17 protein-coding genes and 1 riboswitch are annotated in these 17,746 nt (G+C 51.9%); of the genes, 9 read left to right on the forward strand and 8 right to left on the reverse strand.

The genetic code is table 11. From position 1 onward, the window contains the following. Positions 1-22: 22 nt before the first annotated feature. The 4 genes from menB to CAG64_RS13375 are packed head-to-tail and all read right to left on the reverse strand — an operon-like array spanning position 23 to position 4,712. Complete coding sequence (gene menB / locus CAG64_RS13360; protein WP_021704256.1) at positions 23-889, reverse strand: 1,4-dihydroxy-2-naphthoyl-CoA synthase; 867 nt, start codon at positions 887-889, stop codon at positions 23-25. Positions 890-920: 31 nt separating this feature from the next. Next, entirely contained in the window at positions 921-1,706 is a 786-nt protein-coding gene (gene menH, locus CAG64_RS13365) for a 2-succinyl-6-hydroxy-2,4-cyclohexadiene-1-carboxylate synthase (protein ID WP_161457614.1), read from the reverse strand. Further along, the gene (gene menD / locus CAG64_RS13370) at positions 1,696-3,408 is read right to left on the reverse strand and encodes a 2-succinyl-5-enolpyruvyl-6-hydroxy-3-cyclohexene-1-carboxylic-acid synthase (RefSeq protein ID WP_161457613.1); all 1,713 of its coding nucleotides are present in this window, start codon (positions 3,406-3,408) and stop codon (positions 1,696-1,698) included. Before menD ends, menH begins: the two co-directional genes overlap by 11 nt. Then, the gene (locus CAG64_RS13375) at positions 3,405-4,712 is read right to left on the reverse strand and encodes an isochorismate synthase (protein ID WP_161457612.1); all 1,308 of its coding nucleotides are present in this window, start codon (positions 4,710-4,712) and stop codon (positions 3,405-3,407) included. The genes menD and CAG64_RS13375 overlap by 4 nt, the downstream gene beginning before the upstream one ends. A gap of 217 nt (positions 4,713-4,929) precedes the next feature. Here CAG64_RS13375 and CAG64_RS13380 point away from each other — a divergent pair, with 217 nt between their 5' ends. The 4 genes from CAG64_RS13380 (at position 4,930) to CAG64_RS13395 (ending at position 9,100) form a co-directional block, all read left to right on the forward strand. Further along, positions 4,930-6,144: a pyridoxal phosphate-dependent aminotransferase gene (locus CAG64_RS13380; RefSeq protein ID WP_021704260.1), complete on the forward strand. Its 1,215-nt coding sequence runs from the start codon at positions 4,930-4,932 to the stop codon at positions 6,142-6,144. Positions 6,145-6,252: 108 nt separating this feature from the next. Continuing rightward, positions 6,253-6,852 carry a 5'-deoxynucleotidase gene (yfbR, locus tag CAG64_RS13385; RefSeq protein ID WP_021704261.1) on the forward strand — a complete coding sequence of 200 codons (600 nt, stop codon included), beginning with the start codon at positions 6,253-6,255 and terminating at the stop codon, positions 6,850-6,852. Positions 6,853-6,919: 67 nt separating this feature from the next. Continuing rightward, on the forward strand, positions 6,920-8,221 hold the full coding sequence (locus tag CAG64_RS13390; protein ID WP_040902275.1) for an anti-phage deoxyguanosine triphosphatase: 1,302 nt from the start codon (positions 6,920-6,922) through the stop codon (positions 8,219-8,221). Positions 8,222-8,536: 315 nt separating this feature from the next. Continuing rightward, entirely contained in the window at positions 8,537-9,100 is a 564-nt protein-coding gene (locus CAG64_RS13395) for a C40 family peptidase (RefSeq protein ID WP_021704263.1), read from the forward strand. Between the two features lie 11 nt (positions 9,101-9,111). Here CAG64_RS13395 and CAG64_RS13400 read toward each other — a convergent pair whose 3' ends face one another. Further along, positions 9,112-9,996 carry an AraC family transcriptional regulator gene (locus tag CAG64_RS13400; RefSeq protein ID WP_161457374.1) on the reverse strand — a complete coding sequence of 295 codons (885 nt, stop codon included), beginning with the start codon at positions 9,994-9,996 and terminating at the stop codon, positions 9,112-9,114. 145 nt (positions 9,997-10,141) lie between these two features. On the opposite strand from CAG64_RS13400, the gene CAG64_RS13405 reads away from it, so the two are divergent. Then, positions 10,142-11,107, forward strand: a complete 966-nt coding sequence (locus tag CAG64_RS13405) for a phytanoyl-CoA dioxygenase family protein (RefSeq protein WP_161457375.1) — start codon at positions 10,142-10,144, stop codon at positions 11,105-11,107. Between the two features lie 48 nt (positions 11,108-11,155). Here CAG64_RS13405 and CAG64_RS13410 read toward each other — a convergent pair whose 3' ends face one another. Together CAG64_RS13410 and CAG64_RS13415 are read right to left on the reverse strand one after the other, a co-directional pair. Continuing rightward, positions 11,156-12,172, reverse strand: coding sequence for an adenosine deaminase (locus CAG64_RS13410; protein WP_161457376.1), 1,017 nt, complete (start codon positions 12,170-12,172; stop codon positions 11,156-11,158). A gap of 76 nt (positions 12,173-12,248) precedes the next feature. Next, a riboswitch (purine riboswitch) is annotated at positions 12,249-12,348 on the reverse strand. 92 nt (positions 12,349-12,440) lie between these two features. Then, positions 12,441-13,046 (reverse strand): tRNA-uridine aminocarboxypropyltransferase, encoded by a 606-nt coding sequence (locus tag CAG64_RS13415; protein WP_040902276.1) that lies wholly within the window; start codon positions 13,044-13,046, stop codon positions 12,441-12,443. A gap of 3 nt (positions 13,047-13,049) precedes the next feature. Here CAG64_RS13415 and rrtA point away from each other — a divergent pair, with 3 nt between their 5' ends. Beyond that, positions 13,050-13,607, forward strand: a complete 558-nt coding sequence (gene rrtA, locus CAG64_RS13420) for a rhombosortase (protein WP_021704268.1) — start codon at positions 13,050-13,052, stop codon at positions 13,605-13,607. A gap of 28 nt (positions 13,608-13,635) precedes the next feature. On the opposite strand, the gene sohB is transcribed toward rrtA, so the two are convergent. Continuing rightward, entirely contained in the window at positions 13,636-14,697 is a 1,062-nt protein-coding gene (sohB, locus tag CAG64_RS13425; RefSeq protein ID WP_161457377.1) for a protease SohB, read from the reverse strand. An 88-nt stretch (positions 14,698-14,785) separates the two neighbouring features. On the opposite strand from sohB, the gene CAG64_RS13430 reads away from it, so the two are divergent. From CAG64_RS13430 to CAG64_RS13440, 3 genes are all read left to right on the forward strand, one after another. Next, a complete protein-coding gene (locus CAG64_RS13430) occupies positions 14,786-15,529 on the forward strand; it encodes a YciK family oxidoreductase (protein ID WP_161457378.1) in 744 nt (247 codons plus the stop codon). 129 nt (positions 15,530-15,658) lie between these two features. Continuing rightward, a complete protein-coding gene (imuA, locus tag CAG64_RS13435) occupies positions 15,659-16,324 on the forward strand; it encodes a translesion DNA synthesis-associated protein ImuA (protein ID WP_161457805.1) in 666 nt (221 codons plus the stop codon). A gap of 21 nt (positions 16,325-16,345) precedes the next feature. Continuing rightward, complete coding sequence (locus CAG64_RS13440) at positions 16,346-17,743, forward strand: Y-family DNA polymerase (RefSeq protein ID WP_161452993.1); 1,398 nt, start codon at positions 16,346-16,348, stop codon at positions 17,741-17,743. The last annotated feature ends 3 nt before the right edge of the window (positions 17,744-17,746 follow it).

The raw sequence follows: 17,746 nt of genomic DNA on the forward strand, positions 1-17,746 counted from the left end.
TATTGCTACGTATGCAGCACGATTAAGGATTGCGAGGGTACTTATTGAAATCCGGACGGCGTTTTTCGTTGAAGGCATTGCGCCCTTCCTGACCTTCATCCGTCATGTAGAACATCATGGTCGCATTGCCCGCCAGCTCCTGCAGACCTGCCTGACCATCACAGTCAGCATTCAGGGCTGCTTTCAGACAGCGCAGTGCCATCGGGCTGTGTTGCAGTGTTTCACGGCACCAGCGTACGGTCTCTCGCTCCAGTTCTGCTAGTGGCACCACGGTATTCACCAAGCCCATATCCAGCGCTTCCTGAGCATCGTAAAAACGACACAGGAACCAGATCTCACGCGCTTTCTTCTGCCCCACGATGCGCGCCATGTAGGAGGCCCCCCAACCGCCGTCGAACGAGCCGACCTTCGGACCGGTCTGACCAAACTGTGCGTTGTCGGCCGCAATCGTCAGGTCACACATCATATGCAGAACATGACCACCGCCCACAGCCCAGCCAGCAACGGCGGCAATCACAGGTTTCGGACACGTGCGGATCTGACGCTGGAAATCGAGTACATTGAGGTGATGAGTGCCCGACTCGTCTTTGTAGCCGCCGTAGTCACCACGGATCTTCTGATCGCCTCCCGAGCAAAACGCGTCTTCACCAAGGCCAGTCAGAATGATCACCCCAACGCCCGAATCATAGCGCGCGTCCGCCAAAGCATGAATCATCTCCTGCACTGTCTGAGGGCGAAAAGCATTGCGTACCTGAGGTCGGGCAATGGTGATTTTAGCGATGCCATCCTCAGATTTGTGATAATGAATGTCTTCATAATGACCGCTGCAATCATGCCAGTTAACCGGTGCGTAGAGTTCTTCTTCGGTGATGCCTACTGTTTTAGCCATGGTGATTCCCATTGTTCTGTGATGGCTCACATCAAGTGAGCACAATTGAATTCAGTTGCGCACTTATCGCCTGCGCAAAGGCGTGCGGAGCTTCCTGATGCACATTATGGCCGACTCCGGCAATCTGGCAGAAAGAGAGCTGACTGTTGAGCGCTAACGCGCTGAATTTCTCATCTTTCTCACCACAAATGTAATGGATGGGGAGTGTCAGTCGTCGTAATGCATCCAACAGGTATGGCTGCCTGGCCAGCGAAGTAGCACGTAACATTCCCGCTATCGCCCCACCAAGATTAGCACTACGTCGAGTGATCAAAATTTGTCTTTGCTCATAATTTAGTGAACTAAATACGGCTTGTTGGTACCAATCGGCCAATACCTGCGCAATCGGTTCTTGCTCAAATCGTCGTGCCCAGCGTTGATCGCTGTCCCAGCGCGCTCGCCGCTCATCGTCATTAAGGAGACCAAAATTTCCGCCTTCAATGAGCAGCCCTTTCAAATTAAGGGCGTGAAAAGCACCACTTGCAACGCCGTACATGGCGACGCGGCCACCAAGCGAATACCCAACCATCACGATGGGGGTACCTAGCGGTAAAGTGGCGGTGAGTGTCGCTACGATCTGCGCGCAGCAGTCATCAAACCCCTCGCAGATACGCGTACGGCTTTGACCATGGCCCGGTAAGTCAACCGTTAAACAAGAATAATGAAGATGTGGCAAACAGGCTGCCCAGTCCTCACCGCTGCCAAGCAAGCCATGCAGGAACACCAGAACGGGAACCTGGGACTGGCCGACGCGGTGATGAAACTGGTTATAGAGCATGGACTTGCTGGACAAACTGTTTTAGTTGAGCCGATGCTTGATCAGGCGGTGTCTGAACTTCAATAAGCAATGTGCCCTCGCCGCTGGCGAAGTGTTGTTCCACCGCCTGACGATAATCGGCCAGCGTTTGCGCCCGTTGATAGTTCAGGCCAAACTGCTTCGCGGCAAATTCAAACTGATACCCGTGTGGCATTTGATACAGCTCACGCTTTTGGGCCGCAGGGACAGGCAACAAGTCAAAGATAGCCCCTCCGTCATTGTTGGTCACCACCATCACTTGCGGGGTTGGGTTATGGGTCAGTAATGCCAGTGAATTCAGATCGTACAGCAGTGACGTATCACCAATAAACATCAGCTGTGGAGATCGGGTCGCACGTTGCACTCCGGCCGCCGTGGCCACCAGCCCATCGATACCGGATGCGCCACGATTGGTCCAGACCTGACGACCATCCAGCGTGGCAAACATATCCACTAAACGCACGAATAAACTGTTACCCAAAAACAGCTGTCGGAAACGACTGCGTTCAGCGATATCCAGTGCCAGTGCGATCTCACTCAAACTGTGTTCACCACTGAGGTGTAACTGAGCTAACGAGCTCAACGCCTCCGAAGCGCTGTGCAACTCATCTGCCCACCCTGCGTGAGCCGCGTTCAGCGGATGGCATTGCGCGAGTTGGGTGTCGATCCAGTCGTCAATCTGACAAACAAACTGTTGTTGTGGCAAATGGTCTTGATTATTGCGCTGCGCACTGGGAGAAACATACAGATAAGAGCACGTAGTGTTCGTCACCTGATGGCGAATCCAGTGATTCAGACGTTTTGATACAATTCTCGCCCCAAACTGGACAATCGTGTCACATTCACTGATTTTCGCTGCAAACTTCTCATTTTGTAACCACAAGTCATAATGCGCCCAAGCGCTGCTGATCCCCGACTGTGGGTCACACAGTATTGGCCACCCCAACTGATGGGCAAACTGTGCCGCTTTTTCTGCTTGCGCTGCCGTCAGCTTGCCCACCACCACCACACCTTTACGCTGTGGCAGATCAGACACCGCTACCGACTCTGGTAAATATCGATGTTGCTGCGTATAGGGTTGCTGACTGACGCGCCAACTAGAGACGGACACGCAATACGCCTGATAGTCGCGTTTATCCCCTTGCGAATAGAGCGGCTCAGGAAACGGGCAGTTAATGTGAACCGCCCCTTCACTGCCAGCTTGCTGATGCATGACCTGATCCACAGAACTCAGCAGCCAGTTGAGCGAGGTATTGAGAGTTGGACTGGGTAAATTCAGGGCTGCCGTGACATGAGAAGAATAAATCCCCGGCTGCTCTATCGCCTGATTCGCCCCGCAACCGACCAGCTCCTGCGGGCGATCCGCCGTCAGCAGTACCAGCTTCTCACCGGTCAGTCCGGACTCTGCGATCGCCGGCAGCAGGTTTGCCACCGCCGTACCTGAGGTGACGATCACGGCCACTGGCTGGTCACTGGCTTTCGCCAGCCCGAGTGCAAGAAAACCCAGCCCGCGTTCGTCAAAGTGGGTATGCAAGCGCAGCTGTGGATGCGCTTGCGCTTCAAGAGTGAGAGGGGTTGAGCGTGAACCCGGCGCGACACAAACGTCCTGTACCCCAAAACGCACCAACTCTTCTAATAGCGTCTCACACCAAATGCGGTTGATGACCGCCTGATCGATACTCATGACGCGACTCCCAGCGGTGGGTTATCCGATAGCAGAGACAACAACGTCGACATTTTCTTATCCAGCTCCTGCCATTCATGCTCGGCCACCGAACCCGGGACAATCCCCGCACCAGCAAACAGCTGAATGTGATTTTTCAGCACCAGCGCACTGCGAATCGCCACGCAAAATTCCGCTTGCTGATGACTGATATAGCCCATAGATCCGGCATACCAACCACGGGCAAACGGCTCATGCTGCTGAATAAAATCCATAGCCTGCTTACGTGGTAACCCGGCGACGGCGGCCGTCGGTTGCAGCGCCGCCAGCAATTGCACGCCATTAACCCCAGGATTCAGGTGCGCGTGGATGCTGCGCTTAAGATGTTGCACCTTACGCAAACGCACCAGACGCGCTTCCTGCTCAACGTGGACGTCTTGCGAGTGAGGAGCCAGGCGTTCAATGATGTCATCCACCACGTACTGGTTTTCGTTGAGGTTTTTAGCGTCTTGAGTCAACCAGTTCGCCAGCTCCATATCCTGAGCCGCATTGATACCCCGGCCAATCGTGCCCGCTAATGCTTCGGTCTGTAACTCCTGCCCCGTACGGGCGTAAAGCCGCTCGGGCGTCGAGCCGATAAAGCAGTGCTGGGCATCCAGTGCCAGCATGAAGTGGAAACTGTGATGATTTTCGGCTTGGCTGGCTTTCAACAGTTGAGCTGCGTGTATCGGAGTATCGAGAGCCACGCACGTCTGGCGTGCCAACACGACTTTTTTGAACGCGTCTTCCTCAATCCCCTGTAACACTTTCCCCACCAGTGTGGTCCAGCCGGATTGATCAGGCGTGTGCGTGATCGAGTCGATATGAGTAGAAATAGGTGGCAAAGGCGCGACATCAAGCTGCAGTTTACGCAGGCTGGCCAAAGTACGGTGTGGTTCATGAGACAGATTGACCGCCAACGACCACTGTTCATCAAAGCGAATCAACTCTATCTGAGGCAGAAAGAAAAACGATGACATGCAACGCCGGTTTTTGGGGGTCTGGCCGTCAAACGAACGTCCGCCCCAAACACGCTGATCTTGCCCCAAAATCGAATAAGCAGGTGCCGGATCAGAAAACGTGTGCAATTGCCCCAGCGCCACCACTTCTTCCCGGGTATCTCGGGATTGCCAGAAAAATTTAGGAAAAATCGGCTGAGCGTCAAGCCAGTCAATAAACGCGAAGTTGGGTTTCTCCTGCAAAACTTGAACGAGACGGTTCTGGCCGTCTTTCGCATCCTTTACGCGTTCAATGAGTTCAGTTAAGGCTTGATGAAAATGTGACAAATCGACCTCGACGCCAGAAAGCTTGGGGATTACTAGAAAGCTACTCTATTGGCTGACCTTATAGAGATCAAGGGTATACCCTATCTTTTGCAGAATCCTGTGATAGGTCCCTCTGTAACGCTTTCTAAAACCACCACTTATTTCAGATTTATATTCTAAAAAAAATCATTTTGATGTAGTTTAATAAAGTAAATCAACAATTTTCAGGAATTACACAATGCAAAATATCGGGATGTCGTCAAAACTCGATAATGTCTGCTACGACATTAGGGGTCCTGTACTCAAACATGCTAAGCGCATGGAAGAAGAGGGGCATAAAATACTGAAGCTGAATATCGGCAACCCTGCCCCATTTGGCTTTGATGCCCCTGACGAGATCCTGGTTGATGTCATCCGCAACCTGCCAACGTCACAAGGTTACTGTGATTCCAAAGGTATTTACTCTGCACGCAAGGCCGTGGTGCAGCATTATCAGAAAAAAGGCATCCGCAGCCTGGATGTCGAAGATGTTTACGTCGGCAACGGCGTGTCGGAGCTGATTGTCATGGCGATGCAAGCACTGCTGAATAACGGCGATGAAATGCTGGTCCCGGCACCGGATTATCCGTTGTGGACAGCGGCTGTGGCTCTGTCTGGCGGTAAAGCGGTTCACTATTTGTGTGATGAACAAGCCGACTGGTATCCAGATTTGGATGACATCAGGAAGAAAATCACGCCGAAAACGCGCGGTATTGTGTTGATCAACCCGAATAATCCGACCGGCGCTGTCTACAGTCGCGACTTTCTGCTGGAAGTGATCGAGATCGCCCGTCAGCACAAACTGATCATTTTTGCCGATGAGATTTACGACAAAGTACTCTACGACGGTGCCACGCACACCTCCATCGCCACGCTGACGGAGGATGTCCTGACCGTCACCTTTAACGGTTTGTCAAAAGCCTACCGGGTGTGCGGTTTCCGCGGTGGCTGGATGTTCCTGACCGGACCAAAGCATCTGGCGCAGGGCTACGTGGCCGGACTCGATATGCTGGCGTCGATGCGTTTGTGTGCCAACGTCCCGATGCAACACGCGATCCAGACCGCACTAGGTGGTTATCAGAGCATCAATGAGCTGATTCTGCCAGGCGGTCGTCTGTTGGAACAGCGTGACCGAGCCTGGGAACTCATCAACCAGATACCCGGTGTATCGTGCGTGAAACCCAAAGGCGCCATGTACCTCTTCCCGAAAATCGACACCAAGATGTACAACATCAAAGATGACCAGAGAATGGTGCTCGATTTCCTGATTCAGGAAAAAGTATTGCTGGTCCAAGGCACGGGCTTTAACTGGCCCAAACCGGATCACTTCCGCATTGTGACCCTGCCACACGTGGAAGATCTGGAGCTGGCCATTGGCCGTTTTGAGAAATTCCTGTCAACTTACAGCCAGTAAGTATCGATTGCCGATATTCATTGGTATGCTAGTCGGGCACACTTTTCTACACTGAAAAGTGTGCCCGTTGCTATTTCGGCCCCATTCTCAGCAAGGATGTTTGTTGCTATGACAGAAAGCCAAGCCAAAGAAAGTCATTTTTTTGCTCATCTTGCCCGGATGAAGCTCATCCAGCGCTGGCCCCTGATGCGCTCCGTGTCGAGCGAGAATATCTCCGAGCACAGCCTCCAGGTTGCGTTTGTCGCCCACATGCTGGCACTGATAAAAAATAAAAAATTCGGCGGTACACTCAACCCTGAGCGCATCGCACTGCTCGGTATGTACCACGACACCAGCGAAGTGCTTACCGGTGATCTGCCAACGCCAGTCAAATATTACAACCCGGATATCGCCAAAGAGTACAAGAAAATCGAAGCGGCGGCTGAACACCGTTTGCTTTCGATGTTACCGGACGAATTTCGTGATGATTTTGCCCCCTACCTGATCTCCACCGAAGCCAATCCGCAAGAAGCGGCGATCGTGAAACAAGCGGACACCATCTGTGCCTACCTCAAATGCCTAGAAGAACTCAGCGCGGGCAATCACGAGTATGCACTGGCGAAGAAGCGCCTTGATGTCACACTTCACCAGCGCCGCAGTGATGAAATGGACTATTTTCTCAACACCTTTGCCCCAAGTTTTGAATTATCTCTGGACGAAATCAGTTAACAGCTATTAATGTAAAAACAAATAGATAAGATCGGGAGACACAGGTGTGAAGGTAGACATCAGCCCTATGTGGCAGCAACGACACGATGACGAACATAAAATTCGCCGTGACGATCACCGCACGCCGTATCAACGTGACCGGGCGAGAATTCTTCACTCCGCCGCCTTTCGCCGTCTGCAGGCCAAAACTCAGGTGCACGGCGCCAGCATGAACGATTTTCACCGCACCCGTTTGACCCATTCGCTGGAAGCGGCGCAGCTTGGCACTGGCATCGTGGCACAATTGAAGAAGAAGCAGCCAGAGTTTCGCGACTTACTCCCGTCGGACAGCTTGATCGACTCTCTCTGTCTGGCCCATGATATCGGCCATCCCCCTTATGGTCATGGCGGCGAAGTGGCGCTCAATTATATGATGCGCGATCATGGTGGCTTTGAGGGCAACGCCCAAACTTTCCGTATCGTGACTCAACTGGAGCCGTACACGGAACATTTCGGCATGAACCTGTCACGTCGTACGCTGCTTGGGCTGATTAAGTACCCGGCACTGCTCAGCCAGACTCAAGCCACCTTGCGACCTCAGCCTGTGGCACATCAGCGCCAGTTGAAAGCCAAAGAGTGGGCACCAGCCAAAGGGCTCTACGATTGCGACCAAGCGCGTTTTGACTGGGTGTTGGCGCCTTTGTCTCCCCATGATAGGGCCCAGCTGAGCCTGATGCGCTCGGATGGTGACTCCGGGCTTAAACACAGCAAAACCCGCTTTAAATCAATAGACTGCTCCATCATGGAACTGGCCGACGACATCGCCTACGGGGTACACGATTTGGAAGACGCCATCGTACTCGGCATGGTTAGCCGCCACCAATGGCAGGAGGACGCCGCCACTCGTTTGCTCGAAACCGGAGCGCCCTGGTTCGAACAACACATCCAGTCTGTCAGCGATATGTTGTTTTCCGGCGAGCACCACCAACGCAAAGACGCCATCGGCGGCATCGTCAACGCGCTGCTGACCAGCATCCGCGTCAAACCTGTAGAAGCCGACTTTACCAGTGAACTGCTGGCCTTCAACGCGTATCTCGAACCGACCATGGCCAAAGCCTTGGATGTGTTTAAACACTTTGTCAGCGAACACGTCATCCAGATCCCTCAGGTGCAGATTGTCGAGTACAAAGGCCAGCAGATTATTATGGACCTGTTTGAAGCTTTCAGTGCCAACCCTGACCGCCTGTTGCCGGAACACACGAAAAAAAGCTGGCTGTCATCAGGCGACAACTCGGCAGGCATGCGGGTGATCGCGGACTACATATCATCCCTGACGGACGGACATGCACAGCGTCTGCACCAACAACTGTTTTCTTCTCACGGTTACTAACATTCCCCAACCTTATCAAGGGATAACCGTATAAAAACCAAAAAAGCGCTCGTTGAGCGCTTTTTTGGTAACAACGACGAAAAAGTGGTCAATCTGTTTCTCTTTTGCCTAAGCTGTCAGTAACCATAAAGGTAGAAGGAATCTCGCTGATCACACTCCTTAACAATCATACGGGTTATTTTTTCGGCAGATTATGGTAAATTGTGCGGCGTTCTGGCAGCCATCCTTCGAACCAAGGTTTTGTTCAGCGTCAGGATTGGAGTCTGACATTGGCTTTTTTCAATGACATTTTCAACGACAAAGTACAATAAATTTATGAAGTTAAATCACCTGACTTTTATTCCACTGGCTTTACTGTTAAATGCCTGTGCAAACACACAACCTGAGCAATCCAGCCGGGAATCGTCCAACGCGACGCCTCCAGCCACCCTGTCGGTTAACAAAACACACACCACGTCACCATCTCTGGCCGAGATTCAAGCGCAAGATACCGAGCAGATGATCGACTATGCACGCGAGTTCCTTGGCACTAAATATGTGTGGGGTGGTTCATCACCCAAAGGGTTCGACTGTTCCGGCTACATCAAATACGTTTACAACAAGTTTGACATCACGATTCCGCGTACCACGGCGGCCTATCCGAGCCTGTATGGTAATAAAGTGTCTCTGAAAGACGCAAAACCAGGTGACCTGATCGTATTCACTGGCACCAATCCAAATATTCGTAAACCCGGTCATGCCGGCATCATCACCTCCGTCGATGACGGGAAGCTGACGTTTATTCACAGCTCATCATCGAAAAAGCACTTCGGGGTCACTGAAACCGATTACTACAAGAGCGGTTATCCGCGCCGGTTTCTTACCGTAGTACGGATGTAAACAAGGCGCGTTCAGCGCCTTTTTTCATAGCTACTGGCACGAAACTTACGCCGGAATCCGCCCGGCGTCATCTGTTTGTACTTTTTAAACAGACGATTAAAATTCGCCTGATTCACAAAGCCGGATTGCTGCGCAATCACGCTGACGGGCCAATCAGAGCGAATCAGTAACGAGCACGTCTTTCCTAAACGAACCTGAGTGATGTACTGATTAACGCCCATCCCCATCATCCGGCGAAAAAAGCGAGTCAGAGTGCTTTCACTCATGGCCACCACCTGAGCAAGATCCTCCAGCAATAACGATTCAGTATAGCCTTCGTGAATCTGCTCAAGTAACAGGCTCAATTGCCGCTGCTCGCGTTGATCCGACTCAACCATCGTGCCCTCCTGCCCGGAACAGAGAAGTTCATATTCACCACAGTGGCTAAGCGCATCGAGTATCTGCAATAACAAAGTCAGGCGTCTGGCTGAGGACGCCGACTCCAGCGCAATAAAGTGTGGCAACAACTCGTTGACCAGTTGCGGGGGGAAGTGCAGGCCTCGTGACGCATCCGTGGTTAAACGCTGCAGTGCACGGTACTCCGGAAACAGCTGGCACACGGCGTTGACCCACTGCTGATCAAACCACAAGACATACACGGTATGTGGGTGCTCAGCGTCAAGAACCCGGTTCGACTGCCAGGTATGTGGAATATTAGGCCCCAGTAAAGTCAAATCCGCATCACCATAAGCGGTGATCTGATCACCAATGTAACGTTCTCCACAGCTATTGAGTGTCAGAGTCAGCTCATACTCGGGATGGAAGTGCCACTCAAACGGTATCGCCTCCAACCGGCGAATCAACAGTCGCCAGGAACTGTCGTTGGCATACGCCACTTTTTCAAACTGAGCTTTCATAAGAAGTACATAGCCACTACAACAGACACAAATATTGACTGGATAGTACTAAATATTGCTGATTTTGCATCACTCCGAGAACGCCAAGGTTGCCAAAATGTGAACAAATAACAACAAACCTCTTAGTACCCACCGGGGAGAAAGTATGAAAAACCGTTATGGATTCGGAGACAATGCGCCAGGCAATAACAGCGTCTCAAACATTCACGATGTTCAACTGCGGGATATCCGTAAAACCTTACCGCTCAAAACACTGACCGAAGAACAGTTCGCCTTCTGGCAGCACAACGGTTACGTCGTGCTGCCACAAATCATCAGCCCAGAGGCGGTACAACGTAGTCAGGATTTCTTGTGGGAATTTCAGGAGATGTCGCCAGACGACACCACCACTTGGTATCAGGATCAGCGCCGTGATCATGCCATGGTGGAACTGAATAATTCCGGAATGGTGGAGTGTTACAACCATCAGGTTTTATGGGATAACCGTCAAAACCCGGATGTGTACCACGCATTTGTTGATATCTGGGATCGGGAAGATTTGTGGGTCACCATTGACCGCGCCAACTTAAACCCACCCAACCGTGCTAACCGCGTATTCAGTGGCTTCATCCATTGGGATGCGGATACCTCGCTCACTCCTCTGCCGGTCAACGTACAGGGGGTACTGGCCCTGTCAGACACCGATGAGCAAACCGGCGGTTTCCAGTGCGTGCCGGAGCTTTACCGTCAATTAGAGCGCTGGCGTGAGACTCAGCCGGCCGATCGCGATCCGTATGTACCGGATCTGGCGGGTTTTGAGGCTGAATTTATAGCGATGAAAGCCGGCGACTTATTAATTTTCAACAGTTTGCTTCCTCACGGCATTCGTCCAAACCAGTCAGATCGGGTACGCATGGCACAGTACATTTCGATGGTGCCAGCCGAAGAAACTCACGCCACGATCCGCCAATGGCGGATTCAGTCCTGGCAGGATCGTCTACCGCCAGAAGGCTTTGCCTTTCCGGGTGACCCACGCAACTGGGAACAGACTCGCTACCCAAGAGCAGAGCTGAGTGTGCTGGGAGAAAAATTACTCGGTAAGCGCGACTGGTCGCTGGTGCACAAAGTATAATGCAGATGAAAACGGGGCTGATTCAGCCCCGCTTGTATCGCATTTTTCTTAAGCGCTCGTCTGACGGACAAAATCATGCACCTGCTCAGCCAGCCTCTGTTTGTGTGCATCATCGATAAAACTGGCTTCAATGGCGTTCAGGGTAAATTGCGCCAGCTCTTGTGGCGTCATCGTATGGCTGTCGGCCACCGCCTGAAAATTATCCGTCATGTAACCACCAAAGTAAGCCGGGTCATCCGAGTTGATCGTCACGCACACATTCTGGCGCAACAGGTCGACAATGTTATGTTGATCCATAGTGTCAAACACCTTCAACTTAGTGTTTGAGAGTGGGCACACCGTCAGTGGCACCCGGCTTTTCGCCAGAGCGCCCACCAGCGCCTGATCATCCACACAACGCACCCCGTGATCGATGCGCGAAATTTTCAGCAGATCGAGGCTGTTATGGATATTTTCAACCGGCCCTTCTTCTCCGGCATGGGCAACCGTCAGGAAACCATGACGAATCGCTTCCTGAAATACGCGCTCAAATTTCTCTGGCGGATGCCCCAATTCAGACGAATCGAGACCGATACCAACGATTTTGTCCTTGTGCGGTAAAGCCATCCGCAAAGTCTCAAACGCACTGTCTTCATCCAAATGACGCAAAAAACACATGATGATTTGACTGCTGATCCCCAATTGTTCGTGACCATCAAGTAGCGCCCGCTCAATCCCATTGATCACGGTTTCAAACGCAATTCCACGTTCGGTATGCGTTTGCGGGTCAAAAAAGATTTCGGTATGAATGACGTTATCGGCCTGACAACGCAACAGGTACGCCCAGGTCAGATCGTAAAAGTCTTGTTCATGAACAAGGACATTCGCTCCCTGATAATAGATATCAAGAAACGATTGCAGATTGGTAAACTGGTACGCTGCCCGCACATCTTGTGGTGTTTTAAAAGGCAGGTCAATCTGGTTACGTTGCGCCAGGTTGAACATCATCTCGGGCTCTAACGTCCCTTCAATGTGCAAGTGCAGTTCAACCTTCGGCAGTTGCTGGATAAAATTGGTCTGGTTCACGCTTGTATCTCCATTCAATGAATTTCAACAAGCGCCTTTCTCTCGCCTAAATATTCACGATATACAAAGAGAAAAGCGCTATGCACTTTCTCTTCGTAATCTGGAATTTACGGCTCCAGGTAGAGACCCTCACTCCTTATCAGTGAGGTTATACGAAGCATCGGCCTTGGCTAACCGATTGCGCGCCATTATAGCCATACAAGAACCACAATGCCAACAGGCCCAAACCCATTGAGTAGCAGCTTACTCCTCAGTATAGGCCAAGTGTCTATTTCGCATAATTTTTCTCAAAGACTCCGGCAGGCATCTGAGCTATCTGGAATTCAACCATCTGTTCAAAAGCACTCACCAAAGGCAAGAAATCCCTATCCGGCTCCAGCAGAGTCAACAGATGATACCCGGCCTCAACCGTCGACAAGCTGTTATCACTCGGCGCTTTGCGGATACGGTAGTTGCCTTTAAGGCCAGTAGGCAGATGCAGCCCTGGCAACGCCTGCAAGTTAGCCGATAACTGATACATTTTGTACGCTTTTTTCCAGGTACCATCAAGCAGGATCACCCGCACTTTATCCACCACAGGATCGATCGGTATTTGGGTAACAAGTTGAGAGACATCGCTGGGATACAACACGAAGTTGCGGCTATCTGGCTCGCTGAGCAAGCGGTTTAATTCGGTATGCGCAGAAAAGTCTTCACCGATAAAATGGTGACTGCTTGGCAACGATAAACTTAAAATACGTGCCGTACCCATGGGTTTATGTTGCTCACTGGGGTGCTGAAGGATGACCAGTTCAACATTCGATGGTAGGCTCTCTATCCATTCGCATATGCACGCTTTACGCGATTTACCACACTCTGAACAATATCGGGACATAACGTGAATCTGTACCTGTTACTATCTGTTATCAGTTTACTCTGCCTTGGGTTGCAATTTGAACCTCTGCAGTCGGGCATGGCCTGGACCAGCGCCGGCATTCAACATGGCCAGTGGTGGCGCATCCTAACAGGAAACTTTACCCACACCAACTTTGCGCACCTGGCAATGAACCTCGCCGGATTATGGGTCATCAGCTACATTTTCCGCCCTGCAACACGCCAGCTTATGACCGCTCTGTTGTTTATCGGGATGGTCGTGGGCGTGTCCAACCTGTTTAGCGAGATGACCAGTTACGTTGGCCTGTCCGGTGTGCTGCATGGTGTGTTTGCCTGTTTCGCGCTGAGCGAGGCGCTTAACGGTCGACGCAGCAGTTGGCTACTGGTCTTGGGTGTAATGGCGAAAGTTGTCTGGGAACACACTGTCGGCCCATCCGAAGAAACCAGCGCCTTGATTGGTGCCAGGGTAGCAATTGAAGCCCATCTGGCCGGCATGCTGGGCGGCATCGCACTGGCACTGGCTACCTACATTCTTTCCCGTTCGCCACAAAAAAACGCCTGACTGAGTCAGGCGTTTTTTATCCATCGCGTCAGACTATCGGCCGCTGACCACGATTGATCAGTTTGAGTAGAACACTGTCCGCCGCTTCCCCGGCCACGCCCGCCAGTTTCTCGGTCAGCTTTTTCTTCTGCACATAACGAACCTGCAAAACGGTCTTATTCTGACAGGCATCAACCACCAGATCGTCGGAAGTCCGAATCTCATCCACCAGCCCCAGGGCTTTCGCCTGGGTACCGAACCAGTGTTCCCCGGTTGCCACACTGTCCAGATCCAGCTCAGGACGGTGCTCACGGATGAAGTCTTTGAACAGGCCGTGGGTTTCTTCCAGTTCCTGTTTAAACTTGTCTCGCGCCTTATCGGTATTCTCACCGAACATGGTCAGCGTTCGTTTGTATTCACCCGCGGTCAATTGTTCAAACTCAATGTTATGTTTTTTCAACAGCTTATTGAAGTTTGGCAACTGAGCGATGACCCCAATGGAGCCCACAATCGCAAACGGAGCGGACACGATCTTGTCGCCAATGCACGCCATCATATAACCACCGCTGGCGGCCACTTTATCGACAGAAATCGTCAGTGGCAAACCGGCCGCTTTAAGGCGATCCAGCTGTGAGGAAGCCAGGCCGTAACCGTGTACCATGCCCCCGCCAGACTCCAGTCTCAACAGCACTTCATCCCCGCCACGGGCAACAGCCAGAATCGCCGTAACTTCTTCACGCAGCGACGCCACTTCTTTGGCATCAATACTGCCGTGGAAATCCAGCACAAACAGATGTGGTTCACGCTTACTGTCCAGCGTCCCCTCTTTGGCTGCTTGTTTAATGGCTTTCTCCCGGGATTTGTTCTTCTCTTTTTCGCTTTTCTTTTCCGCTTTATCACGCGCTTTAATAAACGCATCATCGTGCAGGTGGTGTTCCAACTGCTCCACGGTGTCTTTGTGTTGCTCGGTCAGGTTCACAATCTCCAGTTCCCCTTTCGCCGCACCACTTTTACTGTTCACTGCTTTGGCTATGACTAAAATCGCAATGATCGCGACCACAACGGTGGCAATCTTGGCCAAAAACAGGCCGTAGTCCAACAAAAATTCCAATGCTAATATCCTCACATGTGCGAATTGGTGTATTGTAACCGTCTTGTCACGAAGACTTAAAGTAGAACATACAATAAGGATGCTCCCCGTGAATTATTCCGTTTCCTCAGATGCCCTGAAAGATAAAGTCATTCTGGTTACCGGCGCTGGTGCCGGGATCGGTAAACAAGCCGCTCTCAGTTACGCAGAGCACGGTGCGACCGTGATTCTGCTGGGTCGTACCGTCAAAAAACTCGAAGAGACGTACGACGAAATTGAAGCGGCGGGCTACCCTCAGCCTGCCATTATTCCTCTGGACATGAAAGGGGCAAGCAAGCAGCACTACCTCGACATGGCAGACACCATCGAGCAACAGTTCGGTCGTCTGGACGGCATACTGCATAATGCCAGTATTCTGGGTGTGATCAGCCCCTTTGACCAAATTGGTGAAGACACTTTCGACGATGTGATGCAGATCAATGTCAAAGCGCAGTTTATGATGACTCAGGCTCTGCTGCCGCTGCTGCATAAATCTCAAGATGCGCGCATCGTCTTTACCAGCTCCACCGTTGGTCATGTCGGCCGTGCATTCTGGGGAACTTACGCCATCTCGAAGTTTGCGACAGAAGGCATGATGCAAGTGCTGGCGGATGAACTGAGTGATACCGCAATTCGGGTCAATGCGATTAATCCGGGCGGAACCCGTACCGGCATGCGCGCGAAAGCCTTCCCGGCGGAAGACGCTCAGTTACTCAAAACGCCGAAGGACATCATGCCGCTGTATTTGTACCTGATGGCTCCGGAAGGCAAAGACGTCAACGGCCAGTGCATGGACGCTCAGCCAAAAAAATAACCCTCTGAATTTTTCGTACACTCAACGCCTTGCTGTTTTCAGCAAGGCGTTTTTCATTTTACCGAACCACATTTTGCTTGCAGGTCCAACGGGAACATTTATACTGTACATATATACAGGTAAATAATTATGTATGAACTAATTGAGCATCTAAAACATAAGCATTTGATCTGGCAAGGTTCTCAGGTAACCGCCACAAGCGATACGCTGCCAACTGGCTTCAGCGTACTGGATCAGAAACTGGATGGTGGTCTGCCGTCACACGGAGTGGTCGAAATCCAGTCACCGGGTGGCGTCGGGGAATTGCGCCTGTTGATGCCACACATTCAGCGCACCAGTTATCACCGCTTAACGGTGTTAGTCAATCCGCCCGGTCTGTTGTGCGCAGAGCAATTGCAGTCTCAAGGCATCGACAACCAGAAGGTACTGCTCCTCTATCCATCCACTCCCAAGCAGGCGCTATGGGCGGCAGAACAATGTCTGAAAAGCGGCGCTTGCAGTAATGTATTGCTCTGGCATCAGGGCTTGGAAGTGCATCAAGCACGCCGGTTACAGGTTGCCAGCGAAACGGGTCATTGCCTGCAATTCCTGTTCAAGCCGCAACAGATGAATCTGTTGTCACTGCCTGTTAGCCTGAGTTTGACCCTGATGCCACACCGCCGCGGTTTGTCTGTCACCATCACCAAACGCAAAGGTGGCTGGCCTCATGGCAGCTTTACTCTCGACATGGGTCATTTATGGCCCAGTCTGACACTAAGCCAACCAGACCCGGTCATTATTCCCTTTCCGCTATAAAAACAGGGCTGAGGAGGCAGCATGCAACTTTGGCTTTATCTGCACTTTCCCCAACTGCAACTGGACCGTTTGTATGCATCTCAGGAACAACCACTGGTGATAGTGAACAGTCAGTCCCATCAGGTCATGCAATGCAATCCACTCGCGGTCCAGCAAGGGATTAAGCACGGTATGGGGCTGGGCAGCGCTGCGGCGCTATGCACCGATCTTCAGGTTCATCCGTATGATCCCAGTGTTGAAGAGCAGGCACTGAACGATATCGCCCAATGGTTGTATCTGGTTACATCCGACATCGTGCTTTACCCGTCGCACGGTCTGTTGCTTAAGGTCACGGATATGCTGGCTCTGTATCAGGGGCTGGACAATTACTGGCAAACCGTATCCCGCCACCTTGATCAGCAAGGTGTGTGCTATCAGTTTGCCACGGGGTTTTCACCTTATGCGGCCATCCTGTTGGCCAAATCCGGACAAAACCACATCGAAGCTGATAAAGAGGCCCTGCTCGCTCTGCTCCGCCGCCATCCGCTGACCACCACAGAACTCAGTATGGCCCAGGTCAGCAAACTGAGCCGGATCGGCATTCATACGCTGGACGAACTGCTGGCTCTGCCGACGCAAGAGCTGGCCCGGCGTTTTGATATCGACCTGGTCAACTATATCGGACGTTTACTCGGGCAGTTCAAACACCCACAACCCTTTTATCATCCGCCGGAAGCGTTTCATCACTCTCTGGAGCTTCTCTTTGATATTGAGAATGTGCAATGGCTGGAAAAGCCGCTCTACACACAACTGCGTAAACTGGAGTTGTTCCTCACGCTGCGCAACCAGGTGGCCTTTGAGCTCAGTCTGACTCTGCATCAGCGGAATAAACCGGACACCACCTTAACTCTGACCTCTGCCAGTGGTGATTACCTCGCCGATAAATGGGCACAGCTGTGCAAGCTAAGTATGGAATCACTGAGTCTGACGGCTCCGGTTCAAGGGCTCAGTCTGGCTATCCAGCGCAGCGCTCCCCAACAAGCAGCCACTCAGGACATTTTCTGTGGCGAAAAAGGTCAGTTGAATGAACTGGAACTGCTCTCGCTGCTGCAAGCCAAATTGGGCAAAGAGCAGGTCCACAAAGTGGCATTCTGTGACGATCCACGCCCGGAGAAAGCGTCACGTCTGTGTGACCCAACCCGGCAAGTACCGGAAAGGGCGTCCCACCCCCGCCTTCGTCCCAGTCTGTTGCTCCCTGAACCTGAGCCGCTGAATGAAAAAGTCACACTGCACGAAGGGCCTGAGCGCATTGTCAGCGGTTGGTGGGATGGCGAAGAGGTCATTCGAGATTACTTTATCGCCCGCAGTCATGACGGGCGCTGGTTGTGGGTGTTTCGTACCCCGCAACAGCAGTGGTTCCTTCACGGACAGTTCAGTTAGGAG

It is taken from the genome of Vibrio sp. V38_P2S17PM301, assembly GCF_009904845.1.
Classification (GTDB): domain Bacteria; phylum Pseudomonadota; class Gammaproteobacteria; order Enterobacterales; family Vibrionaceae; genus Vibrio; species Vibrio proteolyticus.

Coding starts and splice junctions, on each gene's coding strand:
- menB (WP_021704256.1), bottom strand. CDS start 889: ATGGCTAAAACAGTAGGCATCACCGAAGAAGAACTCTACGCACCGGTT.
- menH (WP_161457614.1), bottom strand. CDS start 1,706: ATGCTCTATAACCAGTTTCATCACCGCGTCGGCCAGTCCCAGGTTCCC.
- menD (WP_161457613.1), bottom strand. CDS start 3,408: ATGAGTATCGATCAGGCGGTCATCAACCGCATTTGGTGTGAGACGCTA.
- CAG64_RS13380 (WP_021704260.1), top strand. CDS start 4,930: ATGCAAAATATCGGGATGTCGTCAAAACTCGATAATGTCTGCTACGAC.
- yfbR (WP_021704261.1), top strand. CDS start 6,253: ATGACAGAAAGCCAAGCCAAAGAAAGTCATTTTTTTGCTCATCTTGCC.
- CAG64_RS13390 (WP_040902275.1), top strand. CDS start 6,920: ATGTGGCAGCAACGACACGATGACGAACATAAAATTCGCCGTGACGAT.
- CAG64_RS13395 (WP_021704263.1), top strand. CDS start 8,537: ATGAAGTTAAATCACCTGACTTTTATTCCACTGGCTTTACTGTTAAAT.
- CAG64_RS13400 (WP_161457374.1), bottom strand. CDS start 9,996: ATGAAAGCTCAGTTTGAAAAAGTGGCGTATGCCAACGACAGTTCCTGG.
- CAG64_RS13405 (WP_161457375.1), top strand. CDS start 10,142: ATGAAAAACCGTTATGGATTCGGAGACAATGCGCCAGGCAATAACAGC.
- CAG64_RS13415 (WP_040902276.1), bottom strand. CDS start 13,046: ATGTCCCGATATTGTTCAGAGTGTGGTAAATCGCGTAAAGCGTGCATA.
- imuA (WP_161457805.1), top strand. CDS start 15,659: ATGTATGAACTAATTGAGCATCTAAAACATAAGCATTTGATCTGGCAA.
- CAG64_RS13440 (WP_161452993.1), top strand. CDS start 16,346: ATGCAACTTTGGCTTTATCTGCACTTTCCCCAACTGCAACTGGACCGT.